Origin of the sequence: Mesorhizobium intechi, from assembly GCF_002879535.1 — a bacterium.
Classification (GTDB): domain Bacteria; phylum Pseudomonadota; class Alphaproteobacteria; order Rhizobiales; family Rhizobiaceae; genus Mesorhizobium; species Mesorhizobium intechi.
This window is the reverse complement of the sequence record NZ_PNOT02000168.1, coordinates 1-23834: the sequence shown is the minus strand read 5'-3', so window position 1 is coordinate 23834 and position 23834 is coordinate 1. Positions and strand designations below refer to the sequence as shown.

The 23834-nt window shown below is 63.5% G+C and carries 22 protein-coding genes, 2 tRNA genes and 1 pseudogene; 5 read left to right on the top strand and 20 right to left on the bottom strand.

Annotated features, from left to right (window positions below; all coding sequences use genetic code 11):
• A pseudogene (locus C1D09_RS14165) lies at window positions 1-439 on the top strand (cobyric acid synthase); the annotation flags it as partial.
• Here C1D09_RS14165 and C1D09_RS14160 read toward each other — a convergent pair.
• The 4 genes from C1D09_RS14160 to C1D09_RS14145 form a co-directional block, all read right to left on the bottom strand.
• Window positions 436-858, bottom strand: coding sequence for a VOC family protein (locus C1D09_RS14160; RefSeq protein ID WP_143974902.1), 423 nt, complete (start codon window positions 856-858; stop codon window positions 436-438). The pseudogene C1D09_RS14165 and the gene C1D09_RS14160 sit on opposite strands and share 4 nt — an antisense overlap.
• A 32-nt stretch (window positions 859-890) precedes the next feature.
• Window positions 891-1760, bottom strand: a complete 870-nt coding sequence (locus C1D09_RS14155; protein WP_143974901.1) for a helix-turn-helix domain-containing protein — start codon at window positions 1758-1760, stop codon at window positions 891-893.
• Window positions 1761-1862: 102 nt separating this feature from the next.
• Window positions 1863-2033, bottom strand: a complete 171-nt coding sequence (locus C1D09_RS14150; RefSeq protein ID WP_080511798.1) for a hypothetical protein — start codon at window positions 2031-2033, stop codon at window positions 1863-1865.
• Between the two features lie 51 nt (window positions 2034-2084).
• A complete protein-coding gene (locus tag C1D09_RS14145; RefSeq protein WP_143974900.1) occupies window positions 2085-2870 on the bottom strand; it encodes a TSUP family transporter in 786 nt (261 codons plus the stop codon).
• Window positions 2871-3005: 135 nt separating this feature from the next.
• Here C1D09_RS14145 and C1D09_RS14140 point away from each other — a divergent pair, with 135 nt between their 5' ends.
• Window positions 3006-3437, top strand: coding sequence for a TerB family tellurite resistance protein (locus tag C1D09_RS14140; RefSeq protein WP_143974899.1), 432 nt, complete (start codon window positions 3006-3008; stop codon window positions 3435-3437).
• Between the two features lie 15 nt (window positions 3438-3452).
• Here the strand turns inward: C1D09_RS14140 and C1D09_RS14135 are convergent, their stop codons facing one another.
• The 5 genes from C1D09_RS14135 to C1D09_RS14115 form a co-directional block, all read right to left on the bottom strand.
• Window positions 3453-5075, bottom strand: coding sequence for an ABC transporter ATP-binding protein (locus C1D09_RS14135; protein WP_143974898.1), 1623 nt, complete (start codon window positions 5073-5075; stop codon window positions 3453-3455).
• A complete protein-coding gene (locus C1D09_RS14130) occupies window positions 5072-5941 on the bottom strand; it encodes an ABC transporter permease (protein ID WP_143974897.1) in 870 nt (289 codons plus the stop codon). Before C1D09_RS14130 ends, C1D09_RS14135 begins: the two co-directional genes overlap by 4 nt.
• A complete protein-coding gene (locus C1D09_RS14125; RefSeq protein WP_143974896.1) occupies window positions 5938-6885 on the bottom strand; it encodes an ABC transporter permease in 948 nt (315 codons plus the stop codon). Before C1D09_RS14125 ends, C1D09_RS14130 begins: the two co-directional genes overlap by 4 nt.
• 79 nt (window positions 6886-6964) lie before the next feature.
• On the bottom strand, window positions 6965-8443 hold the full coding sequence (locus tag C1D09_RS14120) for an ABC transporter substrate-binding protein (protein WP_143974895.1): 1479 nt from the start codon (window positions 8441-8443) through the stop codon (window positions 6965-6967).
• 124 nt (window positions 8444-8567) lie between these two features.
• Window positions 8568-9845, bottom strand: a complete 1278-nt coding sequence (locus C1D09_RS14115) for an acetylornithine deacetylase/succinyl-diaminopimelate desuccinylase family protein (protein ID WP_143974894.1) — start codon at window positions 9843-9845, stop codon at window positions 8568-8570.
• A 220-nt stretch (window positions 9846-10065) separates the two neighbouring features.
• Between C1D09_RS14115 and C1D09_RS14110 the strand changes: the two genes are divergently transcribed.
• The 3 genes from C1D09_RS14110 to C1D09_RS14100 all read left to right on the top strand — a co-directional run bounded on the left by C1D09_RS14110 (window position 10066) and on the right by C1D09_RS14100 (window position 13268).
• Window positions 10066-10497: a L,D-transpeptidase gene (locus C1D09_RS14110; protein ID WP_143974893.1), complete on the top strand. Its 432-nt coding sequence runs from the start codon at window positions 10066-10068 to the stop codon at window positions 10495-10497.
• A gap of 286 nt (window positions 10498-10783) precedes the next feature.
• Window positions 10784-12049, top strand: coding sequence for a carboxylate--amine ligase (locus C1D09_RS14105; RefSeq protein WP_246135739.1), 1266 nt, complete (start codon window positions 10784-10786; stop codon window positions 12047-12049).
• A 1-nt stretch (window position 12050) separates the two neighbouring features.
• On the top strand, window positions 12051-13268 hold the full coding sequence (locus C1D09_RS14100; RefSeq protein WP_143974891.1) for an NAD(P)-binding domain-containing protein: 1218 nt from the start codon (window positions 12051-12053) through the stop codon (window positions 13266-13268).
• Here the strand turns inward: C1D09_RS14100 and C1D09_RS14095 are convergent.
• The 11 genes from C1D09_RS14095 to C1D09_RS14045 all read right to left on the bottom strand — a co-directional run.
• On the bottom strand, window positions 13253-14086 hold the full coding sequence (locus tag C1D09_RS14095; protein ID WP_246135738.1) for a class I SAM-dependent methyltransferase: 834 nt from the start codon (window positions 14084-14086) through the stop codon (window positions 13253-13255). The two genes, C1D09_RS14100 and C1D09_RS14095, sit on opposite strands and share 16 nt — an antisense overlap.
• A 151-nt stretch (window positions 14087-14237) precedes the next feature.
• Window positions 14238-15224: a lipid A biosynthesis lauroyl acyltransferase gene (locus tag C1D09_RS14090; protein ID WP_167514606.1), complete on the bottom strand. Its 987-nt coding sequence runs from the start codon at window positions 15222-15224 to the stop codon at window positions 14238-14240.
• Window positions 15225-15237: 13 nt separating this feature from the next.
• Window positions 15238-16266 carry a zinc-binding dehydrogenase gene (locus tag C1D09_RS14085; RefSeq protein ID WP_019858646.1) on the bottom strand — a complete coding sequence of 343 codons (1029 nt, stop codon included), beginning with the start codon at window positions 16264-16266 and terminating at the stop codon, window positions 15238-15240.
• Between the two features lie 116 nt (window positions 16267-16382).
• Window positions 16383-17654, bottom strand: a complete 1272-nt coding sequence (locus C1D09_RS14080) for a beta-ketoacyl-ACP synthase (RefSeq protein ID WP_143974888.1) — start codon at window positions 17652-17654, stop codon at window positions 16383-16385.
• A 48-nt stretch (window positions 17655-17702) separates the two neighbouring features.
• On the bottom strand, window positions 17703-18893 hold the full coding sequence (locus tag C1D09_RS14075; protein WP_143974887.1) for a beta-ketoacyl-ACP synthase: 1191 nt from the start codon (window positions 18891-18893) through the stop codon (window positions 17703-17705).
• A gap of 56 nt (window positions 18894-18949) precedes the next feature.
• Window positions 18950-19231, bottom strand: a complete 282-nt coding sequence (locus C1D09_RS14070) for an acyl carrier protein (protein ID WP_010909964.1) — start codon at window positions 19229-19231, stop codon at window positions 18950-18952.
• 170 nt (window positions 19232-19401) lie between these two features.
• Entirely contained in the window at window positions 19402-20547 is a 1146-nt protein-coding gene (locus C1D09_RS14065; protein ID WP_167514605.1) for a slipin family protein, read from the bottom strand.
• A gap of 356 nt (window positions 20548-20903) precedes the next feature.
• Window positions 20904-20973, bottom strand: a tRNA-Asn gene (locus tag C1D09_RS14060).
• A gap of 2 nt (window positions 20974-20975) precedes the next feature.
• Window positions 20976-21051, bottom strand: a tRNA-OTHER gene (locus C1D09_RS14055).
• Window positions 21052-21402: 351 nt separating this feature from the next.
• The gene (locus C1D09_RS14050; RefSeq protein WP_143974886.1) at window positions 21403-21951 is read right to left on the bottom strand and encodes a histidine phosphatase family protein; all 549 of its coding nucleotides are present in this window, start codon (window positions 21949-21951) and stop codon (window positions 21403-21405) included.
• Between the two features lie 98 nt (window positions 21952-22049).
• Window positions 22050-23834, bottom strand: a 1785-nt coding sequence (locus tag C1D09_RS14045) for a tetratricopeptide repeat protein (RefSeq protein ID WP_143974885.1), incomplete at its 5' end; no start/stop codon positions are given.

The window sequence follows — 23834 nt, the reverse complement described above, 5'->3', positions numbered from 1 at the left end:
TGGCCGCACCGTGCGCGATCCCGACGGCATCGAAGGCAGCGTCACCGAGGCCGAAGGGCTTGGCCTGCTCGATATCGAAACGGTGATGGAGCCGGAGAAGACGGTGCGCAATGTCAGCGCGCGCTCGGTACAATTCGACCTGCCGCTCGAAGGCTACGAGATTCATCTCGGCCGGACCACCGGCCCGGACACGATACGACCGTCGGCGATCATCAATGGCGCTGAGGATGGCGCTGTCTCCGCCGACGGCAAGGTCATCGGGACCTACATGCATGGCCTGTTCGGCGCCGACGGCTTTCGCGGGAAATTCCTCGAAAGCCTCGGCATCAGGGGCGGCGGCATCGACTACCGCGCCGAAGTCGAACGGGCGCTCGACGAGGTCGCGGCCGAGCTGGAAGCCCATCTCGACTGCGACGCGATCTTTGGGCTGGCGCGTTAGCCGGCCTTCTCGCCAGCCTTCGGCCAATAGGTGCCGAACGACCAGACGCCGCCTTCCGGATCGCGGCAGATGAACTCGCGGCTGCCATAGTCGCGGTCGGTCAGCTCCTGGATGATCGTCGCGCCGGCTTTCTTCGCCCTGGCATAGGCGGCGTCGGCATCGTCGACAGCGATATAGATCGACTTGCCGCCGCCTGAACCGGGCTCGCCAACCATCTTGCCGTAATCGTCGTCGCGCGCGCTGCCCAGCATGATCGTCGACGAGCCGAAGGTGAGTTCGGCATGGTGCACGACATCGCCCTCGCCGTAGCGGGCGCGCACCCCGAAGCCGAAGGCTTCGCACAGCCAGTCAATCATTTTCGCCGCGTTCTTGTAGCGCAGGGCAGGGTAGAGACGTGGGGCCTCGGTGGTGGTGGGCATGGGAAACTCCTTCGGTAGGGCTGATCAATGCCTCACTGTGGGCGAAGGCCGTTCCAGCGTCTTGAAGAAATGTTACCTGCGGCAAGAGCCGTCGGCGTCTCGCCTGCAAGGTCGCGGAATTCGCGCACCAGATGCGCCTGGTCGGCATAGCCGCAATAGGCGGCGATATCAGCCCAGTCGGCGCTCTGCCGCCGCGACAGGCCGAGCGCCCGGTTGAAGCGGACGATGCGCGACAGCGTCTTGGGGCCGATGCCGGTTGCGTCGGTGAATTTTCCGGCGAGGTGTTTGCGGCTCCAGCCCAGTCTTTCAGCGATCGATGCGATGCGGGTGCGGCCACCTGATGCGATGATGCAATCATAGGCCCAGGCGATTTCAAGCGGCGTTTCGGCGGCGCTCGCAAGACGGGCGATGACGAAGGCTTCGGCAAGGGCGAAACGCGATGTCCAGTCCGGCGCATTGCCAAGCTGTTCGCGCAGCGCCATCCCCTCGGCGCCCAGCACATCGTCGAGCACCACCATGCTGTCGGTCAGCTCGCTCATCGGCAGACGGAAGAAACGGCGCGCACCAAGCGGCGTGAAGTTGATCTGCACGCAGCAGGCGGCGCCGAAGGATTCGATCACGACGTGTCCGGCAAAAAGCCCGGCGGCGAAACTGGCGAAGCGGTCGCTGTCGCCAGGCGCCTTGCCAAGGCCGATGGCGAAGGGCTCGGCGAAACTGATGACCAGCGGCACGGTCAGCGAGGCATATTCGACATTGCGAAAATGGCCTGAAGCGGTTTCGCGGTAGCCGCAAATGTCTGACACGATGCCGTCAAGCGCAGGGCCGGGGAGGCGCCGGCGCATCTCGAAGCGCCCCGCGATGGAGCGGTCCTCTTCTTTCCGGCGCGGCATCTCGATCGGCATTGGCCATCCTTAAGCCGAGATGAGCCTATCAGCCGTGCGCCGGAAGCAAAAGCGCCCGGCTTTTGGCCGGGCGCTTTCCGTCCCCACTTCAAGGGAAACGTGTCAGGCGCCGCGCATCAGGCAGCCGGCGGCGAGCACGATGTAGGCAATGAGAACAATCCACACCGATGCGAGCGGGATGAAGGCGAGAACGCCAAGCGCGGCGAGAATGCCGATGATGGCGATGACCAGGGAAATTATGAAAACGATCTGGGTAGGGGCGCTGAGATTCATGCGTGGCTCCTCCGACATGATTCGAACAGCGCCATAGTAACAGGCGCGTGATCACACACCAATCAGGACACGCAGCGGGTTGGCCGGATCGGCCAGCAGCTTCGCGGCCAGCGCGACGCAGACGATGACCAGCAATGGCTTGATCAGTCTGGCGCCGATGCGCATGGCGAGGCTGGCGCCGGCGCGGGCGCCGAGGAACTGGGCAGCGCCCATCATCAGGCCGATCTTCCAGGAGATGACGCCGACGGCGGCGAAGACGATGAAGCCGCCGATGTTGGAAGCGAAGTTGAGCAGCTTGGTGTGCGCCGTCGCCTTGAGGACGCCGTAGCCGGCAAGGGCGACGAAGGCCAGCATATAGAAGGAGCCGGCACCGGGGCCGAACAGGCCGTCATAGAAGCCGATTGCCGGCACCATGGTCAGTCCGAACAGGAAGGGCGACAGGCGCTCGGCCCGGTCGACATCGTTCATGTTGGGCTTGAGCGCGAAATAGAGCGCGATGGCGATCAGCACCAGCGGCAACAGGGCGCGCAGGAGATCGCCCGGAACGATGGTGGCCAGCAAGGCGCCAACGACACCGCCTGCCGCCGCCAGCAGCGCCGACGGCAATTGTCGACGCAGGTCGACATGGCCCTTGGAGGCATAGTGCATGGTCGCCGAGCCGGAACCGAACATGCCTTGCAGCTTGTTGGTCCCAAGCGCTTCGACCGGCGAGAAGCCGGCAAGCAGAAGCGCCGGAATGGTGATCAGCCCGCCGCCACCGGCAATCGAATCGACAAAGCCCGCCGCAAAGGCGGCGAAGGCGAGCATGACGATTGTCTGGGTGGTGAGATCGATCATCTGATGCGAGGGGACGTCCGGTCGGCGGGATAATGGCGTTCGACCACGACAGGCCTGTTTGCGCAAGGCCGATTCCGCGCTAACTCTATCCAAGCGCAGTGCGCTTGGATTTGGTTAACCCGGAGAGAGACCCTGATGGCATTCGCATTGCTTGACCAGATACGCTCCATCTTCGACGGCGATCCGGGCGTGCGCAAGGTCGCCGACGACCCTGTCCTGTCGGCGGAACTTTTGATGCTGTTCCGCATGATCCTGGCCGACGGGACGGTCAGCGAGAGCGAAATGGTTGCCTTCCGGCGCATCTGCAAGGACGCCTTCGGCATTCAGGAAACCAGCATCGACGCCGTCATCGAATATCTCAACGAGTTCGGCTACGAGACGAACGGCTCGCAAGCGATCGCGCTGTTTCGGGATCTCGGCGTCGAACGCCGCAAGCAATTGGCCCAGCACATGGCGGAGATCGCCAAGGCGGATTCGCAACTGGCCGACAGCGAGGTGCGCCTGTTGCGCCGCACACTCGATCTGCTCGACATCAGCCCGGTCGATGTGGTGAAGCCGGAAGAGTAGGTCTTTTCATCCCACTCATCCTTGCTCTTGCATCTTCCGGGCAATTGCCCGGTGCAGGTCCGGCGCGGCCGCGACAAGCGCCTTTGCCGCTTCTGATTGCGGATGATCGAGCACCTCGTTCGTCTTGCCGCGCTCGACGATCTTGCCGTCATGCATGACCAGCACCTCGTCTGATATGGCGCGGGCGACGGTCAGATCGTGGGTGATGAAGAGATAGGCGATGCCGAGTTTCTGGTTCAGCTCGGCGAACAGGTCGAGAATCTGGGCGCGGATCGAGACATCGAGCGCCGAGACCGGCTCGTCGGCGACGACCAGCTTCGGGCGGGTGATGATGGCGCGGGCGATCGACAGGCGCTGACGCTGGCCGCCGGAAAATTCGTGCGGATATTTGTCCATGTCGCGCTGATCGAGGCCGACCTCATGCAGCGCATGCGCCACCATCTCGCGGCGCTCGGCGTGCGTCGGTTTCTTCTCCAGCACGTGCAGTGGCTCGGCTACCAGTTTCTCGACCTTCTGGCGAGGATCGAAGGAGCCGTACGGATCCTGGAACACAACCTGCATGTCTCGCCGGGCCGGCTTCAATTCGGCTTCGGTCTTGCCGGTAATGGTCTCGCCCCGAAACCGGACCGTGCCCGAACTCGGCTTGTCCAGCGCCAGGATCATGCGGGCCATTGTTGACTTGCCGCAGCCTGAGCGGCCGACCAGTGCCACCGACTGGCCCGGCTGCATCGACAGCGAGACATCGTTGACGGCGCGGATAGGGGCTGCCGGTTTGAACAGGGAGGTGGGGCGGCCGGGATAGTCGCGAGTCACGCCTTCCACCTCGAGCAGCGGCTGGCGCTGGCTTGCGTCATGCGACCTGGCACGCGCGGGCACATGCATCGAGGCCTGCGCCAGCTGGCGTGTGTAGGGGTGGAGCTGTTCGGACAGGGTGCGGGCGGTATCGCCAGCCTCCATCACCTCGCCGTGGCGCAAGATAGTGATGCGGTCGGCCATCTCGGTTACCACGGCAAGATCGTGAGAGATCAAGAGCAGTCCCATGCGGTTCTCGGCTACGAGATCGCGCAAGAGGTCGAGAATTTGCGCCTGCAGCACCACATCGAGCGCCGTGGTCGGTTCATCGGCGATCAAGAGCTTCGGCTTCAGCGCGCAGGCGATGGCGATGACGACGCGCTGGCGCTGGCCGCCGGACAATTCGTGCGGATAGCGCGACAGCGGGAATTTTGCCGGGGGAAGGCCGACGCGGTCGAGCATTTTTCGTGCCCGCTCTTCAGCGGCGGCGCGCGTGACCCTGGTGTGCCAGCGTATGCCTTCGGCGACCTGTTCGCCGATGGTCTTGACCGGGTTGAGCGCCGTCATCGGCTCCTGGAACACCATGCCGATGTCGTCGCCTCGCAGCGCGCACATCTGATCCTCGGTTGCCGCGAGGATGTCGATGCCGTCGAATGTCACGCGCCCGGTGGCGCGCGCGGCGTGCGGCAAGAGCCGCATCAGCGTCAGCGCGGTCATCGACTTGCCGGAGCCGGATTCGCCGACCAGCCCCATCACTTCTGCGGGTGCGACGGAGAGTTCGATCCCCTTCAGGATCGGTGTGTCGCCGATCGCCAGCGACAGGTTCTCGATCTCCAGCAGGCTCATCGCTGCCGCCGCGATTTCGGGTCGAGGATGTCGGCGATGCCGTCACCCAGGAGGTTCAGGCCGAGCACCGTGATGACGATCGCCATGCCGGGGAAGATGGCCATCCACGGCGCCACCACCATGCGGGTCTGCGCGTCGAACAGCATGCGGCCCCAGCTTGGCATGGGCGGCTGCGCGCCGAGGCCGAGATAGGAAAGCCCGGCTTCGGCGAGGATGCCCAGCGCGAACTGGATGGTGCCTTGCACCAGGAGCAGCGTGGCGATGTTGGGCAGCACATGTTCGATCGATATCTGCGTGCTGCTTTTTCCCGAGGCGCGCGCGGCCAGGATGAACTCGCGCGGCCAGATCGCCAGCGCGCCGGCGCGGGCGACGCGGGCAAAGACCGGAATGTTGAAGATGCCGATGGCGATGATGGCGTTGGCGGCGCCCGGCCCGAAGATGGCTGTTATCATGATGGCCGAAAGCAGCGCCGGGAAGGCGAAGACCAGATCGTTGACGCGCATCAGCGCTTCATCGACGAGGCCGCCGCGCGCGGCGGCAAAAGCGCCGAGCGGGACGCCGACGCCCATGCCGATGCCGACCGCGACCAGCGCCACGGCAATCGAATTGCGGGCGCCGACCATGATCATCGACAAGATGTCGCGGCCGAAATGGTCGGTGCCGAACCAATGCGCCAGCGACGGGCCTTGGGTCTTGTCGGCTATGACCAGCCTGGTCACATCGTAGGGCGTCCAGAGGTAGGAGATGACAGCGATCACCAGGATCAGCACGGTGATGATGAAGCCCGTGACGAAAGCCGTGTTCCGGAACGCCTTGGCCAGGATGCCGCTCAATGTCTCTTCAGGGATGTCGACGTGCAGGGTCATTGCCGGCTTCTCAGGCGCGGATCGACGACCGCATAGGAAAGGTCGACGACGAGGTTGACGGCAATGACGGCGGCGACCAGCAGCATCACGACGCTTTCGACGACGATCACGTCGCGTTGGGTGATCGCCTGGAACACCAGCCGGCCGAGGCCGGGGAGATAAAAAACGTTCTCGATGATGATGGTGCCGGCGAGCAGGAAGGCGAATTGCAGGCCCAGGATCGTCAGGACCGGGATCATGGCGTTGCGCAGCGCGTGCCGCCATAGCACGGTGCGATAGGGCAGGCCCTTGGCGCGGGCGGTGCGGATATAGTCCTCGTTCAGCACCTCGATCAATGCCGAGCGGGTGACGCGCGCCAGGATGGCCGCCTGCGGCAAGGCAAGCGCCACCGCAGGCAGCAGCAGCGATTTGAGTGCCGGCCAGATGCCGGCGCTCCAGCCGGGAAAGCCGCCGGCCGGCACCAGCCGCAGCCAGACGGCGAAGACATAGATCAGCATCAGCGCGAACCAGAAATTGGGCACGGCGACGCCAAGCTGGGCCGCGCCCATGGAAATCGTGTCGCCGGCCCGGCCGCGCCGGCTGGCGGAAAACAGGCCGACCGGAATGGCGATGATGGTGGAGAGCGCAAGCGCGATCAGCGCCAGCGGCAGCGATACGGCAAGCCGCTCCCGCACGAGATCCATGACTGGCACCGAATAGGTGTAGGATCGGCCGAAATCGAGGCTGACCAGGCCACCGGCCCAGTTCAGGTAGCGCAGGAGGAGCGGCGCGTTCAGGCCCATCTGGTTGCGCAGCAGTTCGACCTGGTCGGCGCTGGCGTTCATGCCCAGCATCAGCCGCGCCGGGTCGCCCGGCAGGATTTCCAGTACGGCGAACACCACGATGGAAGCCAGCACCAGCGTGGCAAGCGAGATGGCGAGGCGCTTGAGGAGGTAGGCGGTCATCCGTTCCAACGTGCCGGAAAAAGACAGGCTCCGGAAGCAGGTTTACTTCCGAAGCCACGCATTTCTCGGAAGGGCGAAATCAATCCGACCACTTCACCTTCGTCAGGTCGTTGGCAGGTATGGGCGCGCTTTCCCACAACCCTTGCAGCTTGGCGTCCCAGACCCCGACCTTGGGCAGTTCGTAGAGAAACCCGACTACCGCATCGTCGGCCAGGATCTTCTGAGCCTGGGCATACAGTTCCTTGCGTTTGGCCTCGTCGGACGTCAGTTCCAGATCGGCGATCACCTTGTTGAAGGCAGGGTTGGCGTAATTGAAGTAGTAGTCCTTGCGCGCGTAAATATCGATGTCGTTCGGCTCGGTATGGGACACGATGGTCAGGTCGTAGTCCTTTTTGGTGAACACCTGGTCCAGCCACTGCGCCCACTCGACGGGAATAATCTCGAGGTTGATGCCGACGTCGCGGAGTTCCGAGGCGATGATCTCGCCGCCGAGCCGCGCATAGGATGGGGGCGGCAGCTTCAGCGTGGCCTTGAAGCCGTTCTCCAGTCCTGCTTCCTTCAGCAGTTCCTTGGCCTTGGCCACGTCGTGCGGATAGCGGCCGGTGAGGTCGACATAGTATTTGTTAGCCGGCGACATATGCGAGCCGATCGGCAGGCCGAGCCCGGCCGAGGCGCCGTCGATGATTGCCTTGCGGTCGAGCGCGTAGGAGATCGCCTGCCTGACCTGCAGCTTGTCGAAGGGCGGCTGCTTGTTGTTGATGGACAAGATGGTTTCGCCTTCGGTCGCACCGACCACCACCTTGAAGCGCGGATCGTCCTTGACCTGGGAGACGCTGTCGGGATCGAAGAAAGGGAAGGCCTGTATGTCGCCGGAAAGCAGCGCCGGCACCGCCGCCGCCGCATCGGGAACGATGCGGAATTCGACCTTTTCGAGGAAGACGGGCGCGCCCCAGTAGTGATCGGATTTGAGCAGGGTGATCGATGAGCCCTTGGCCCAGCTGTCGAACTTGAAGGGGCCGGTGCCGACTGGCTTTTCCTTGTTGGTGTCGGCGGATTTCGGCGACACCATCACCGCGTCGCCCCAGCCCATATTGTAGAGGAACGAGCCTTGCGGATGGGTCAGCGTCACTTTCACCGTGGCGGGGTCGACCACGTCGACCTTGTCGATGGCGGCAAAGAGCTGCTTTTGCGCGTTGATGGAGTTTTCCGCGCGAGCACGGTCGAGCGAAAACTTCACGTCGTCGGCGCTGAAATCGGCGCCGTCGTGGAATTTCACGCCGCTGTGCAGCTTGAAGGTATAGACCTTGCCGTCATCGGAAATGGTCCAGCTTTCGGCGAGATCCGGCAAGACTTCGCCATTGGGACCGATCCGCGTCAGGCCCTCGAACACATTGGCGTAGGTGACCTCCCTGATTGCCGCGGCCGCTCCTGCCGTCGGGTCGAGATGCGGGGGTTCAAGCGGAATGCCGATGACGAGGTCGGTCCGGGCGGCAAACGCCGAAGTGGCGGTTGCGACCGCCAGGACGGCAGCGGCCAGAAGGGTCTTCCAAAGTTTCATCGCAGAACTCCCCATGTGCTCAAATGCTCAAGCCTGGGGATAGAAGCGTTATTTCGCGCGGGAGTAAATTGCGTTTCGTGCTGCCGCGCCGCGCCAGGAGAAATGTTTTTGCGCGGCGGGCCGATCATCCGGTTGTGCCGCGCAGCAGCACGTTGAGGCCGATAGCCATCACCTTGGCCGATTCCACCATGTCCTCTATGCCGACCCACTCGTCCGGCCGGTGGGCGAGGTCGAGAATGCCGGGCCCATAGGCGATACAGTCGTAGATATGGCCGATCCGGGCAATGTGCTTCTGGTCGTAAGTGCCGGGCGAAATGACGTAGTCGGGCTCACGGTCGAAAATCGCATGAATGCCTTGCGCCACCGCCTTGACCACCGGCGCGTCGCGCTCGGTCATCAGCGGCAGCACTTCCATCAGGTCGCGAATCTCGTAATCGAATTTTTTACGCTCACGCTTCAGCCGTTCCAGAATGCCGGTCACTTCGCCTTTGACCGTGGCGAGGTCTTCCTCGAGCAGGAAGCGGCGGTCGATGGTCAGCCGGCAGGAATCGGGCACGTTGGGCGAGGGCAGGCCAGGCCGGAAATCCTCGGTCTGGCCGCCATGAATGGAATTGATGTTCATGGTCGAGCGCCTGGCGCCTTCGGGCACGACCGGCATGCGCGTCATCTTGCGGTCGAGCGCCGGGAACAGTTCGTCTTCGAAGGCTTGTAGCACGGCGCCCATATGGCGCACCGCATTGTCGCCGAGAAACGGCATCGAGCCATGCGCGATCTCGCCCTTGGTTTCAATCTCGGCCCACCAGACGCCGCGATGGCCAAGGCAGATGCGGTCCTTGTTCAACGGCTCGGGAATGATGACATGGTCGACCCTGGGTTTCGAGAAATAGCCGAGCCTGGCCAGATGGGCGACGCCGCCAAAGCCGCCGGACTCCTCGTCGACGGTGCCGGATATCTCGATGGCGCCGGGAAAGTCGGGATAGACCTCCATGAAGGCTTCGGCGGCAATGATCGACGCGGCCAGGCCGCCCTTCATGTCGCAGGCGCCGCGTCCATAGACCCTGCCGTCCCTGACAACGCCGGCAAAGGGATCGACGGTCCAGCCATCGCCGGCCTCGACCACGTCGATATGCGAGTTGAAGTGGACACAGGCGCCGGGCGACCGGCCGTCGAAACGGGCGACGACATTGACGCGCGGGTAGCGGTCGGTGTCGCCGGGCGTGCCTTCGGCGCGGACGAATTCCGTTTCAAAACCACGTTTCCTCAGCCGCGCGCCGACATATTCAGCGCATGGCCGGTAGGCCTCGCCGGGCGGATTGATGGTCGGAAACCGGATCAGGTCTGCGGTCAGCGCGACGACAGCGTCGCGCCTGTCATCGATTGCTTGAAGGAGTCGCTCATTCATCGGGGGAGTTGAGCAACGAACGACGTCGCATTGCAAGCCCGCCGGCAATCAAGTCGGTGCGGCGTGCTGTTGCGGCAACTATCGCGGGAAATCGTTCAAATTCGCTGCTTTGGATTGGCGAATTGATCAAGGAGTGTGTGCTATTTGTTCACTGCCATTAAAAAGGTGAAAAACAACGTGATGGCAAGAAGGCAAGGGGCAACCAAAGGGGTTTGATCGCATGAGGAAGTTCTTTCTCGTAACAGCGGCGATGTTGGCAACCGCGCTGTTTGGTACGCCGTCCGCAAGTTACGCGGCGATGTTGGAAGCAAATATCGACGTGTCGTCACAGACGATGACGGTACGGTACGGGTCGGAGGTTTATCGCTGGGTCGTGTCGACTGCCCGTCCGGGCTATTTCACGCCGCGTGGCACCTATCGGCCGCAGCGGACCGCGCGGATGTGGTATTCGCGCAAATACGAGATGTCGCCGATGCCCTATTCCGTGTTCTTCCATGGCGGCTATGCCATCCACGGGACGGGGGCGGTCAGGCAACTCGGCCGTCCGGCCTCGCATGGCTGCGTGCGGCTGCACACGGCCAATGCCGCGACGTTCTATGCCATGGTGCGCGAAGTGGGCTTCGGCAACACGCGTATTGTCGTGACGAACTAGCAGCACGCGCGAATTCTCGTTGCCGGGCCGGAGCCCGGCGCGAGACAGTCTACTGACGGTACCAACAATCGGCCAAGGTTATACCTGGCCCGAGATTGAGGGCTGTTGGTGCAGAGGGACGAGGGGGTGTGCTTTCCATGCCATGCCTGACCAAGGACAATCGGCAGTATCGGGCGGCCTGAAGTAATAGGGGTAGCGTAGGTATTGCCGGCTGATCAATCGGTTCGCCGGGAAATCTGCCATTGCGTGCCGTTGCTGGAATTGACAGATGCATCCCCAGTCACAGATGGACGATCGTCTTCCCAGTCGGCCTTCCGGGGTGCTCATTCTTGGCGGGGCGCACGGGACGCTGGCGCTGGCCAGAAGCTTCGGCGCTCGCAAAGTGCCTGTCTGGCTGGTGAGCAACGATACGCCGTTGCCCGGCTTTTCACGATATGTCCAGCGGACGATGACGTGGCCCGGCCCCGACGACCCAGGTGCCGTCGCCTTCCTGCTCGATCTGGCGAAGGTTCATGGGCTTGGCGGCTTTTTGCTGATCGCCGGCGGCGATCCAGAAGTTCGCTTCGTATCGCAATCGATCGACCGGTTGTCCGCCGCGTTCGACGTGGTGCTGCCGCCTTGGGAGCAACTGAAATGGGTCTGTGAAAAGCCGCTGCTGTATCGCCGGGCGGGCGAAGTGGGGCTTGCCGTTCCGCTCACCTATGCGATCAGCTCGCCCGAGCAGGCAGAGGCAGCCGAACTTCGCTTTCCCGTAATCTTGAAGCCGAATATGGGCGGGCGCAGCCGTTTTGCGCGTGCCAAGGCCGTTCTCACCAATGACAAAGCAGCGTTTTTGACAGCCTATGCCTGGGCTGCCGAAGAGATCGGTGGCGACAATGTCGTGGTTCAGGAAATGATACCGGGCGGAGGCGAGGGCCAGTTCTCCTACGCGGCACTCTGGAACGAGGGCGCGCCGGTGGCCGAGTTCACCGCCCGTCGTGCGCGGCAATATCCGGTCGATTTCGGCTACACCAGCACCTTCGTGGAGGTGGTCGACGAACCACGATTGATCGAAGCCGCGCGCCGGCTGCTTGGATCGATCGCGCATCACGGACTGGTGGAGGTTGAATTCAAGCGCGATGCGCGCGATGGTTCGATGAAGGTGCTCGACGTCAATCCACGACCCTGGACATGGTTTGGGCTGGGCGCCGCCGCCGGCGTGGATCTCGGCGCCATGCTTTGGGCGATCAAATCGGGTCAGACGGTAAAGACGACGTCAGCGCGACCCGCTACGTCCTGGATGTATCTGGTCCGCGACATGGTGGCGGCCGGCCAGTTGATCTCGAGCGGCCGGTTGGCAAAACGCGCCTATTTCCGTTCATTCACTAAAGTCCGGGCATGGGCGACATTCCAGGCGAATGACCCTGTGCCGGGCCTGATCGACGTGCCGTTGACGGCCTGGAGAGTGCTGACGCGACGGATGCTTTCCGCAATCTTAACTGGGAAATGTTTAGGACGGCGGCGTGAGGGAGCGAGTTCCACGGCTGCACAAACAGACAGGCGAGACCACTGACATGACGGTTTTCACGCCCAGGACCGACTGCGAGGTGGCCGTGATCGGTGCCGGTCCTTTCGGACTGGCCGTCGCTTCAGCCCTCAAGGGAGCGGGCGTCGATACGCTTACCCTCGGCGGAGCGATGTCCTTCTGGCGCGACCACATGCCGAGAGGCATGAGGCTGCGCTCGCCCTGGCACGCGACCTATATCGGCCACACCAAAGGTCCGCTCTCGCTCGATTCCTACGCAAAGGTCCTGGAAATCTCGCCCCGCGAACCGCTGCTTCTCGAAAACTTCGTCGACTATGGATTGTGGATCCAGGCCCGGACGGTTCCGGATCTGGATACCCGCAAGGTGGACCGCGTCGAGAGGGCGAACGGCGGATTTCGTCTGGCACTGGTTGATGGCGATGCCCTGACGGCGCGGCGTGTCGTGATTGCCACCGGCCTGATGAACCAGCAACTGATCCCCGCTGTCTTCAACGGCGTCTCAAAAGAACTTGTCAGCCATGCCAGTGAACATACTGGTTATGAGGCCTTCCGCGGCAAGCGCGTTGCCGTCATCGGACGTGGGCAAAGCGCCTGCGAATCCGCCGTTCTGCTCAAACGAAAGGGGGCCGAAGTGGAGCTCATCTGCCATGGCGACATCCATTGGCTGGGCTATCGGGCGCTGTCGGGAAAGCAGAACTGGAGCTTGCGGGACTTCCTGTCGGAGCGGCTCGCATCGCCGTCCAGGGTCGGTCCGTTCCCGATTTCCTGGCTGGTCGAAGTCCCAGGCTTCGTGCACCGGTTCCCGGAGCCGGCCCGGGCCGGGCTCAACAAGCGCAGCCTCGGCGCCGGCGCGACGGGATGGCTGAAGCCGGATTTCGATGGGATAGAGATCAGGGCCGGCAGCAGGATCATCAGTGCGTCCCCCAAGGACAATGGCATCGAACTGCGGTTCGAGAAGGATGCCGCCACCTTCGATCACGTCCTGCTCGGCACGGGCTACCGGATCGACATCGCCAAGCTCGGTCTGTTCGCGCCCGCCATGCTTGCAGCGATTGCCCGCCGGGAAGGGTTGCCCCTGCTTTCCGCGGGGTTCGAATCCAGCATTCCCGGCCTGCATTTCGTCGGCGCGAGCGCGGTCGGCTGTTTCGGCCCGCTGATGCGGTTCACCGCCGGCACGCCGTTTGCCGCGCGCACCGTCGCGCGGTTCATTCAGAGAGCGAAAGACAGACGTTACACTGCTGCCTGAACCTGGAAGACGGCGTAGTCGATGGTGCGGACCGCATCGAGGAAGCCGGGCATCGCCGGCACGGACAGTTCCCGGAAAATACCGGTGTCGCGGATGGCCGGCCTGGCCCAATCGATGGCGCGGTGGCTCGAGCTGCCATAGATGATGAAGCAATCCCGCGGGTGGCGTTTGAGCGACGATACGAGATTCTTCAGGACGATATCGAAGACGTCCTTTGAGAAGGGATTGTAGAAATAGACCACAAGGGGCACTTGCGGAAAATCGTACACCGCCGCATCGGCCTCGACGACACCGAGCGCCCGGCATTTCCGCGACGGGGCGCGGAAACGCTCGATGTTGCTGCGGGCGATGTCCACGAGCTCGCGGGCGAACTCCACGCCGATGATCTCGGCGAACGGATATTGCGAGGCCAGCAGCAGCGTTCGCGACTTTCCGGAGCCGATGTCGATGAACGTATGGTCGTGGAGATCGCGGGGCAGCGACTTCATGATGAAGTCGAAGGTCCTGGGCGACGTGCAGACGGCTTCGTTGCCCATGGCGCGGTGCGGGCCGACGACATTGAGGGCGCCGAGCTGGATAGAGCCGGCTGTATCGACGCCGTGCCGACGGTCCCATCTCCGGGCGAGACGGTCGGCAAGCATATGCCTGATGTTGCGCTGGACAAAGCCAAGGCTTGCAACGAGCCCATGCCGGCGGATGAGCCTTAGCGGCTCCAGCAGGCCATGCTGACGAAGGTGGGACCATGCCCGGCCAGGACGGCCGAAGGAACGATCTTCAAGGCCATCCCGATCCAGGCGCGGCATTTCGATATTCGTCATGCCACGGGCTCCATCCCAGTCGATGAACATCTGCTGGGGTTTGTGCGCCCTCGCCGTTTAAGATTCCCTGACCAGTAACGTTACGAATGTCTGGATCGCAGGCCCATCAGAAACGGGAAACGGGCGGCGCCAAACACGTCAGAGGACGTGGTCAGCCGTTCGCGGCCGGCGCCTTTGCCGGCGGCTGCCTTTTACGCCGCCAGTTGCTGATCTCCCACCTTTTGTGGAACCACATCCACTGGCCGGGGTCCTCGCGCACCCAGCGCTCGACCACATCGTTCAGCATCTGGGTGGTGGCGTGGACGTCGACGCTGCCGTCGGCGGTGCGCGGCAGGACCAGCCTGTCCTCGATCTCGAGGCGGAAGCGGTTGCCTGGCAATCTGATGCAACGCGCCGGATAGACGTCGCAATCATAGTGCCGGGCGAGCGTGCCGAGCACCCGGTTGCTCTGGCAGGGGCGGCCGAAGAAGGTCGTGTCGAGGCCGTTGGAGAATTTCTGGTCGACGAGGACTCCGATATTGCCGCCGTTTTCCAGCACTCCGGCCAACGCGAACGAGGCGCCGGCCATCGACGGCAGCAGGGCCCCCATGGTCGAGCGCCGCGTCGAGAGGATGTAGTCGGCAAGGTAAGGGTTGTTGGGCGGGCGAAACAGCGCCGTGATGTTCATGCCGAAGGTCGCCGCCGCCACCGGCAGCAGCTCGAAATTGCCGAGATGGCCAGTGAAGACGATGTGCGGCTGCTTCTCAGCGGCGATCTCGACGAAATGCTCTATTCCCTTGACCTCGACGCGGCCTGGCTTGCTGGCGGCCGGGTCATAGTCGAACAGGGCGTCAAGGAAGATATATTCGGCGGCGAGGCGGGCCATGTTGCCCCACATATCGGAGGCGATGGCCTGGATTTCGTCCTCGCTCTTTTCCGGATAGGCCTTGCGCAGATTGTCGATGGCGACCTGGTGGCGTCCGACCTTGGGACCAATGAAACGCGCGACGCGGTCGGCGAAATTCAGCGCGCTGTCGACCGGCAGCAGGCGCAGCACCGAAATGATGATCATCGCGGCGCGGGCAACCAGCCAGTAGTTAAGCTGGCGCAGCTGCCTGCCATAGCGAAACCTGAGGTCGCGGCGAAACTTCTTGAGCACCGAAGTCAAGGCCTCAGGCGACGCGCAGGATGATCTTGCCGAAGACGTCGCGGCCTTCCATGCGCTTCAGCGCGGCGTCGATATCGTCGAAGCCGACTTCGGTGTCGATGACAGGCGCGACCTGTCCCGCGGCCATTTTCTGCATGGCGTTGGCCATGTTCTCCATACGGCAGCCGAAGGAGCCGAGCAGCTTCAATTGCTGCTGGAAGAGCTGCATCAGGTTGATCTGCGTCGACACGCCCGAGGTCGAGCCGCAGGTCACCAGGCGGCCGCCGCGCTTCAGGCAAAGCATCGAGCCGGCAAAGGTGTCGGCGCCGACATGTTCGAAGACGACGTCGACGCCCTTCTTCTTGGTCAGCTTGCGCACGACGCCCTCGAAGCGGTCTTCGCGGTAGTTGATGACATGGTCGGCGCCGAGCGCCTTGGCCTTGTCGATCTTGTCGTTGGAACCGACCGTGGTGATGATGGTGCAGCCCATCCGCTTCGCCAGCTGGATCGCCGCCGAGCCGATGCCGGAGCCGCCGGCATGGACGAGGATGGTTTCGCCGGGCTGCAGTCTCGCATTGTCGAACAGCATGTGCTCGACCGTGCCGAAGGTGACGGGGGCTACCGCGGCGCCGATGTCGCTCACGCCGGGCGGGGCGGGGACCAGCAGTCGCGCCGGCAGGTTGATCTTCTCCTGGGCAAAACCGTCGAGATGGAAGCCGTGGACGCCGGAAACATGTTCACAGAGATTGTCGCGGCCTTCGCGACAGGCGCGGCAAAGGCCGCAGGTGCGCGCGCCGTAGATCGACACCAATTGTCCGGGCAGCAGGCTGGACACGCCGGGACCGACCGCCTCGACCTCGCCGGAAGCTTCGGCGCCGACAACCAACGGCAGCTTGCGCTTGGCAAAGGCCATGCCGCGCCAGCCCCAGACGTCGATATGGTTCAGCGCCACCGCCTTGATGCGCAGCGTGACTTCGCCGAGTGCGGGTGGCGGGGGAGGCGGCAGGTCCACCGTTTCAAGACGGCGGTCCTCGATAAGTTGCAATGCGCGCATCGGGCCTGTCGGTTCTGTTCCAAAGCGCGTCGCGCTTTAGTTCTTGGTTTTATGCATGTCGTTGTCGCAAAACCGAGGTCACTTTTGCACGACATGCATTGACGGAAAGGGCTCGCTTAGACCGGTTCCCGCGCCATGACAAGGCAAGTGTTCTGGCCGCCGAAGCCGAAGGAGTTCGACAGAACGCTGCGAACCTCGGCATTGCGCTTCTTGTTCGGCACCACGTCGAGCACGATCGCCGGGTCGGGATTGTCGTAGTTGATGGTCGGCGGAATGACGCTTTCGCGCATTGTCATCAGCGAGAACGCCGCCTCGACGGCGCCGGCCGCGGACAGTGTGTGGCCGATCATCGACTTGTTCGACGAGACCGGCATCGAGCCGATGCGCTCGCCGAACACGGTCGACAGCGACAGATGCTCCATCTTGTCGTTTTCCGGTGTCGAGGTGCCATGGGCGTTGACGTAGTCGATCTCGTCCTTGCTCAGGCCCGCATCCGCAAGGGCGGCGCGAACCGCCGCGATTGCCGGCGAACCGTCGGGTTTGGAGCGGGTGCGATGGAAATCATCGGCTTTTTCGCCGCAACCGCGCAGGATGCCGAGCACGGTCGCGCCACGGGCGAGGGCTGCTTCCAGCGATTCCAGCACCAGCGCGCCCGAACCTTCGGCCAGCACGAAGCCGTCACGATCCTTGGAAAACGGCTTGGAAGCCTTTTCGGGAATGTCGTTGTGGGTCGACAGCGCCGACAGCAGCGAGAAGCGGATCAGCGCCTCTGCGGTCGCCGAACCGTCGGCGCCGATCGACAGCGCCCGGTCGCATTCGCCGCGGCGGATCGCCTCGACGCCGAGCTGGATGGCGGTTGCGCCCGAGGCGCAGGCGGTCGACAGCGTGATCGGCAGGCCGCGCGTGCCGAAGCGGTCGGCGAGCCGGTCGGCGATCGAGCCGAACTGAGTGGTCTCGAAGATGTCCAGTTCCTTCAATCCGCGCGCCACCCGCAACAGCCTTTCGGCGCCGGCGTCCTGTTTGTCGGAATTGTAGAGCGAGAAGCGTTCGTGCCAGTCGAGTTCGACCGGCGGCGAGGCGAGGAAGAGAGGCCCACCGAAATCACCGGAATCGAGGCCGGATTCGGCCACGGCTTCATGCGCGGCTGTTTCGGCCAGCTCGTAGGTGAGGGGACTGGCGCCCTTCGAGCTTGAGTCCAGGAAGTCGACCATGCCGGAAATGCGGGTGTTGAGGTGGTCGACCGGAAAGCGCGTGATCGGGTGGATGCCCGACTTGCCCGAGGTCAGCGCCGCCCAATTGTCGGCCTTGCCGACACCAAGCGAAGTCACCACGCCGATACCGGTCACGGCGACGATCGGCCTGCCCATGTGATCTCTGAAATTGGTCATCGGGAAGCCCTCGAGCGGTTCATCTCTGCAACATGGCGGGTGCCTGCCTCACGCTGGCTTGACCAGCGCCATGCCCTCGAATTGGTGATACCCGATCGCCGTTGCAAGGACGCGGGCGGGAATGCCTTCGAACGGCTTCTCGGCCGCGGCATCGAAGACGGGGTAGGCGGCCTTGCGGTCGACGGCGAGTGCCGCCAGCGCCACGGCGAACGGAAACTGCGCTTCCTTCATGTGCCCGGTCAGCGTCGAAAAGCCGCGCGCGGTGATTGCCTCGACGGCATCGAGCGCCGTTTTCTCGGCACTGGTTGCGGCATGCGCGCCCGACGCACCCGACATGGCGAGCAGCCTGCCGTTCGGCGGTGCCGCCTGGTTGAGCAACCCGGCGATTTCGGCGTCGAGTTCCCCGCGCGAGCGCCTGGCGCGGCCGGAGACGACCGGTCCGAGCTCGGCATAGATCTTGCGCCCACGGCTTTCCGCCTGTTCGCGCTGTTCCAGCACAAGGAAGGCTCCCCCTGAGCCCGAGACCACGCCACCGCCTTCAGCGCCCGCCCTTTGCCATACAGGCTTCCAAGGGCCGCGATGCAGATAGCCGGCGAGCTCGTAGCCCAGCAGCATATCGGAATGTTCGGTCTGGAAGGCGCCGCCGACCAGCACGTGCGTCGACTGGCCCGAGCGGATCCGCGCCGCGGCCGTCTCGACGGCGGAAACGCCTGCCCCTTCCTCGCCCATGAAGGTGCGCGAGGAGCCCGTCACCTTGTGGACGATGGAGATGTTGCCGGCGAGAAGGTTGGAAAGCTGGGCGAGGAACAAGGTCGGCCGCAGTTCCGTGGTCAGCTTCTCGTTGAGCAGCACGTCGCGGTCGTTGCGGCTTTCCGAAGCGGCGAGGATGGCGGCGTCGACCGCCTCGTCGCGCTCGCCGCCGCCGGCGGCCACCACCATGTCCATGGTCGCGCAAAGCTCGTCATTGCCCTTGATGCCGGCATCGTCGAGCGCGAGGCCGGCGGCATAGGTGCCGAGCCGTTGCCATGTCTCCATCTGTCGCTGGTCGCCGCGCTTGGCGATCTGCAGGTTCCAGTCGATCTCCGGCAGGGGATGAACGGTATAGGGCGCGAAGCGCGCGGTTTCGAGCACCGGCTGCAGGCCCGGTTGCGCGAGCTTCTGCCAGTGGGCGTCAGGGCCTTCTCCCAGCGAGGAGACAAGGCCGATACCAGTGATGACGACGTCGCGGGGGCTACTCATGAGCGGCTTTGTGGGTCAGGCGGCAAAGCGCGTCAAGGTCGCGCGCTCAACTGACGTCAGGCGGTCTTGGCGGCGACAAGCGCGTCAATCTTGGCGCACAGGTTCTTCATGACGAAGTAGTCGTCGGTCGAAGCCTTGCCGTCATTGACTTCCTGGGTCCACTTTTCCAATGGCACCTTGATGCCGAATTCCTTGTCGATGGCAAAGACGATGTCGAGGAAATCGAGGCTGTCGATGCCCAGATCGTCGATCGTGTGGCTCTCGGGCGTGATGGTGTCGATATCGATCTCGCTGGTGTCGGCAATGATCTTGGCGACTTTGTCGAACGTGGTGGACAAGGGCTTTTCCTTCTTTGCGGGCGGAATCTGTCCGCATCCTGTTTGGGCGCTGTCTAATCGGTTTTTCCCGGCAGGAAAAGGCCTGATAGTCCGGGCGCAGATGGGAAGCGTGGCCAAGAAACGCAAGAAGGGCCGCCGATCAACCCGGCGGCCCTTCCCATTACGTCAGGCTAGTCGTTGTCACGCAGCTTGACCAGATCGTTCAGCAGCCCGCCCGTTCCGTTGTGGACGGTCAGCCGCTCGACCTTGCCGGCGATGGTTTCCAGAGCCTCGAGCTCCTTCAGCCGCAGCATCACCGGGTTCTCCGCCATCACCCTGGCCGTGTTGAGGAGGGAACGCGTGGCGTTCGTCTCCTCGCGGCGGCGGATGACGTTGGCCTCGGCCTGCTTTTCGGCCGAAACCACCTGGTTGAGGATCTCGCGCATCTCGCCCGGCAGGATCACATCCTTGAGCGCGATATCGCTGACCTCGACGCCGATCCCGGCCATGTCGGCACGGACCTTGGCCGCGGCTTCCTCGTCGACCGTCACCTTCTTCTCAAGGATCTGGTCGAGCGTCAGGGCGCCAAGCGTCTTGCGGAAGGCGTATTGCAGGGCGCGATAAAGAGCCTCGGAGAAGTCCTTCACAGTGCTCACCGCCTTGACAGGGTCGACGACCCGGTATTCGGCGGCGATGTTGACGCGGATCGTCACGCGATCCTTGGTCAGCACTTCCTGCCCGGCGACGTCGAGCGACTGGCGCTTGAGGTCGACGACCTTCACCTGCACCATGCGTCCGACGTTCCAGAAGCCGTGCACACCCGCGGCAAGTGTCCGTACCAGGACACCGTCGACGAACAGCAGGCCGGCCTGGCCATCGACGACCGGATGGACCGACATCAACTCCGCCTTCCGGGCCTGGCCGAGCCGGCGCATGACCGCCGGATCGATGGCCAGATCAGCCGAGGTATCGATCGTCGTCACCGTCCACGGGCCGGCATCCGTCCACAGAACCAGCTTGCGGTCCGGCGCCAGGACGGCATGCAGGTTGCCGTCACGCTCGATGATGGCGATATCCGTGCGTGCGGTGCGAACGACGGTGAAATGACGCGCGGCCACATCCGGGAGCTTGTCGAACAACGCCTTCTCGTATGCCGAAACGAATTCCGGGCTCTTCAGATCGTGCCGTGACACTTCCAGGCTCCCGCGCCGGTTGGCGAGCCAGTGCTCGCCCGGCATCAGGACGGCCTTGATCTCACCCTTGTAAAGGGTGAGGGCACGTTCGTTTTCCCTTACGAGGACGCGCTCGCGTCCAAGAACCTTGTCGAGAACAGTCATTGTCTTACTCCTGTCGGGCATGGCCCCATGCGAGGCGTCAACTCATGCGTCGATCTTCCCTTCGTTTCTCGTTTCACATCGTCTTCCGGCACGAATGATCCGGGGACCGGTGGCAGCGATCCGTGGCGGGCCTTCGGGAGCGGATCGCGGGGCAGCGAAGCGAGCGCCGGAGGCCGAAGCCTCCCTTGCCGGCGACACTGCGCCTTGATCGTCACCGCGAACCTGGCCGCGAACCGATGGGTCGGACCTTTCGAGACGGCCCTGGCCCGAAGGCTTCGGCCGTCCGTCCGGTCTTCAGCATTCCGGTCCCCGGACCGTTTCTGGATAACACCACCCAAAGGTGTCGGCTTATCAGGCCATTGGAGAAGGAATCGAACCTTCGACAGTCAGATTAACAATCTGATGCTCTACCCAAACTGAGCTATCCGTGGTGCAGACGGCAGGATTCGAACCCGCGACCTCCGGATCCAAATCCGGCGCTCTCCCAGACTGAGCTACATCCGCGATCCCAACCCCCGAAGCGGCGCCGTATACAGCGCGGCAATGCCGCCTGCACGGGCGGAGACGAAAGCTCCAACCGTTGTGCTCACTTCGGTTCTCGTGACCGGGAGCGCGGCTATAGAGCCTGCGACGGGTTGTCGCAAGCGGCATTGTCGCGGCCAATTCGTGGCTTCTTTCGGCTGTGGCATTTCGGCAACATAGCTGACATGGTCAGTACGATGAGTTGTACCGATGTACCTCGGAACGCGGCGGGAGAATCCTGCCCGTCGAGAATGTAGGAGGATGCCTTCGCGCAGATAATCGAGACATGGAAAGCTCGCTGCTCGGTGAGACGTCAGCAGGCTCCGATCGTCGTCAGAAGGTAACGCGGCCGAGCACGCGCAGAACGTCGCCCTGCGCCTCGACGACCACGGCTTCGCCCTCGCGCGGGGAAACGCCGGTCAGCGCCACGATGTCTTCCAGGTGGGTAACCATGACCAGATTGTCGGAGCCGGAATAGGCGCGGATTTCCTTCATGATGGCGGCGATCTGTGCTGCCTTCTGCGCGTCGTCGCCCTTCAGCAGGTCGAGCGGGGCAAAAAGCTCCGGCTCGGCCTCGAAGGCGATACGCGCGGTGTCGAGACAGCGGCAGTAACGGCTGGACAGGACGCGTTCGATCGGCGCGGCGCGAGCGGCAAACAAGGCGCCGATCTTGCTTGCCTGCTGCTTGCCGCGCGCCGACAGATTGATCTGGGTGGCACAGCTGTCGATGTCGAAATTGGCCGGATCGGCGGTGCCGGTGACCATGGCATGGCGCAGCAGCACCACATGGCCACCATCGCGCAGCAGCGCCCAGCCGGCATCCGTGGCATGGGCCGCGACCGGAAAGACGAGCAGCAACAGAACCAGGGCAAATCGGATCATCGCAGTCCTTCCAGGAGCCCGACATCGGGTTCCGGTTATTCGCATATAGGGATCGGAATGCCAGCACAAAGACAAGGAGGCATGCAGGCGTCCCGGCCTCACTCTTTGGCGATTTGCTTTTTCACCAAGTCGATCTTCTGGTCGGTCAGCGGGATGGGGATGGTGTAGCCGGCTTCGGTAAAACCCTGCTTGGCATTCTCGAAGAACGCGATGGCCCTGAGATACTCGGCCTTGCCGCCGCCATAGCTGGCGCGGTTCCAGTGGATGTCGCCGAGATTGTTCTGCTCAAAGGCCCACTGCATGGGCTGGCTTTCCCTGGTGAAGACCTTCAGCGCCGCCGTGAAGGCCGCCTCGGCCTCGTCGAGATATTTTCCGGTCCGTTCGATATTGCCGAGATTGAGCAGGCTCATGCCGATGCCGTTCTGGGCGTTGGCCCAGTCGACCGGCGCCGTCTCGAAGGTCAGCACTTCGAGGGCCGCCCGCCGGGCGGCGATCGAATCCCGCAGGGTTTTGGGATCGCCCTTGCTCATGCTCAGCCAGTGCAGCGTCGACCCGAGGCCGGCCTGGGCCAGCGCCCATTGCCGCGGGTTGGTCTGGCGCTTGTACTCCCGCAACGCATTGCTGTAGGCGTCGACCGCCTCGCTGTAGTGCTCCGGCTTGTCCGTCACGCCGCCAAGCAGTTGCAGCGTGTTGCCGAGATTGTAGTAGCTCATGGCCCAATCCTGCGGGAATTTCCGCCTGACATAGACCTGCCGGGCTGCCTGGAATGCTGCCACGGACTGTTCGAGCCTGGCCGCGTCGCGGGTCCGCTGGCCAAGCGTCTGGTAGATCGAGCCGAGATTGTTCTGGGCGGATGCCCAGTCCATCGGGAAGCGCTGGCGGGTAAACACCGTCAGCGCATCGTCATAGGCTGCGGCTGCCTCTTCGAGCGTGGCCGTGCCCATGTCGAAGCGGGCAACGCCGCTCAATGCGTTGCCGAGGTTCAGCCGGCTGGTTGCCCAGGAGACCGGGAAGGTCTCGCGGGTTCGCACCTTCAGCGCGGCGCGGAAGGCATCGGCCGCTTCGTTGATCTTGGCCTTGTCGTTGAGCTGGATGCCGAGCGTCACCAATGTGTTGCCGAGATTGTTCTCGACCATCGCCCATTCCACGGGGGCTTTCTCGCGCGTGTATTCCTCGAGCGCCAGCCGGTAGGCGGCTTCCGCGTCCTTCAAATGCGCGCCGGCGGGTTCGCGCTGCGAAAGCGCATAGAGCACGAGGCCGAGATTGTTCTGCGAAGCCGCCCAGTCGAGCGGCAGCTTGTCGCGCGGGCGCTTGTCCAGCGTGGCGCGCATCGCCGCCACCGCCTCGTTGAGGCGCTTCGGATCGCTCTCGCGCTCGCCGATCTTCAAGAGGACATTGGCAAGGTTATTCTGCGCGGCGGCCCAGTTGCGATCGTCCTTCTCGCGCTCGAAGACGACGAGTGAAGCGCGGAAGATCTGCGCGGCTTCCTCCAAATGCGCGGTCTCGGTCTCGCGCTCGCCGATGGTCTGCAGCACCACCGCCATGTTGTTGCGGGTGATGGCCCAGTCCCTGTTCTGCTCGCCATTGGGAATGAAGTCCAGAATGACATGATAGGCGTCGATCGCGTGCTGCAATGCATCGAGATCGCCGGTGGCGTAACCGTGGGCGTTGAGTGCCTCGGCTTCCTGGTTCTTGTAGTTCCAGCGCAGCTTGTCGTCCCATTTCTCGACCAGCGAGAAGGCCTTGGCATAGTCGTTGGCGGCGGATTTGTAGTCGAAGACCAGTGCGGCGGCGTCGGCGCGTTTGGCATAGATGGCGGCGTCGGCGATGCGTTTTTGCCTGACCAGTTCCTCGGTCTCGTCGACCGTACCGCTGTTCTGCTC

Coding starts and splice junctions, on each gene's coding strand:
- C1D09_RS14160 (WP_143974902.1), bottom strand. CDS start 858: ATGCCCACCACCACCGAGGCCCCACGTCTCTACCCTGCCCTGCGCTAC.
- C1D09_RS14155 (WP_143974901.1), bottom strand. CDS start 1,760: ATGCCGATCGAGATGCCGCGCCGGAAAGAAGAGGACCGCTCCATCGCG.
- C1D09_RS14150 (WP_080511798.1), bottom strand. CDS start 2,033: ATGAATCTCAGCGCCCCTACCCAGATCGTTTTCATAATTTCCCTGGTC.
- C1D09_RS14145 (WP_143974900.1), bottom strand. CDS start 2,870: ATGATCGATCTCACCACCCAGACAATCGTCATGCTCGCCTTCGCCGCC.
- C1D09_RS14140 (WP_143974899.1), top strand. CDS start 3,006: ATGGCATTCGCATTGCTTGACCAGATACGCTCCATCTTCGACGGCGAT.
- C1D09_RS14135 (WP_143974898.1), bottom strand. CDS start 5,075: ATGAGCCTGCTGGAGATCGAGAACCTGTCGCTGGCGATCGGCGACACA.
- C1D09_RS14130 (WP_143974897.1), bottom strand. CDS start 5,941: ATGACCCTGCACGTCGACATCCCTGAAGAGACATTGAGCGGCATCCTG.
- C1D09_RS14125 (WP_143974896.1), bottom strand. CDS start 6,885: ATGACCGCCTACCTCCTCAAGCGCCTCGCCATCTCGCTTGCCACGCTG.
- C1D09_RS14120 (WP_143974895.1), bottom strand. CDS start 8,443: ATGAAACTTTGGAAGACCCTTCTGGCCGCTGCCGTCCTGGCGGTCGCA.
- C1D09_RS14115 (WP_143974894.1), bottom strand. CDS start 9,845: ATGAATGAGCGACTCCTTCAAGCAATCGATGACAGGCGCGACGCTGTC.
- C1D09_RS14110 (WP_143974893.1), top strand. CDS start 10,066: ATGAGGAAGTTCTTTCTCGTAACAGCGGCGATGTTGGCAACCGCGCTG.
- C1D09_RS14105 (WP_246135739.1), top strand. CDS start 10,784: ATGGACGATCGTCTTCCCAGTCGGCCTTCCGGGGTGCTCATTCTTGGC.
- C1D09_RS14100 (WP_143974891.1), top strand. CDS start 12,051: ATGACGGTTTTCACGCCCAGGACCGACTGCGAGGTGGCCGTGATCGGT.
- C1D09_RS14095 (WP_246135738.1), bottom strand. CDS start 14,086: ATGACGAATATCGAAATGCCGCGCCTGGATCGGGATGGCCTTGAAGAT.
- C1D09_RS14085 (WP_019858646.1), bottom strand. CDS start 16,266: ATGCGCGCATTGCAACTTATCGAGGACCGCCGTCTTGAAACGGTGGAC.
- C1D09_RS14080 (WP_143974888.1), bottom strand. CDS start 17,654: ATGACCAATTTCAGAGATCACATGGGCAGGCCGATCGTCGCCGTGACC.
- C1D09_RS14075 (WP_143974887.1), bottom strand. CDS start 18,893: ATGAGTAGCCCCCGCGACGTCGTCATCACTGGTATCGGCCTTGTCTCC.
- C1D09_RS14065 (WP_167514605.1), bottom strand. CDS start 20,547: ATGACTGTTCTCGACAAGGTTCTTGGACGCGAGCGCGTCCTCGTAAGG.
- C1D09_RS14050 (WP_143974886.1), bottom strand. CDS start 21,951: ATGATCCGATTTGCCCTGGTTCTGTTGCTGCTCGTCTTTCCGGTCGCG.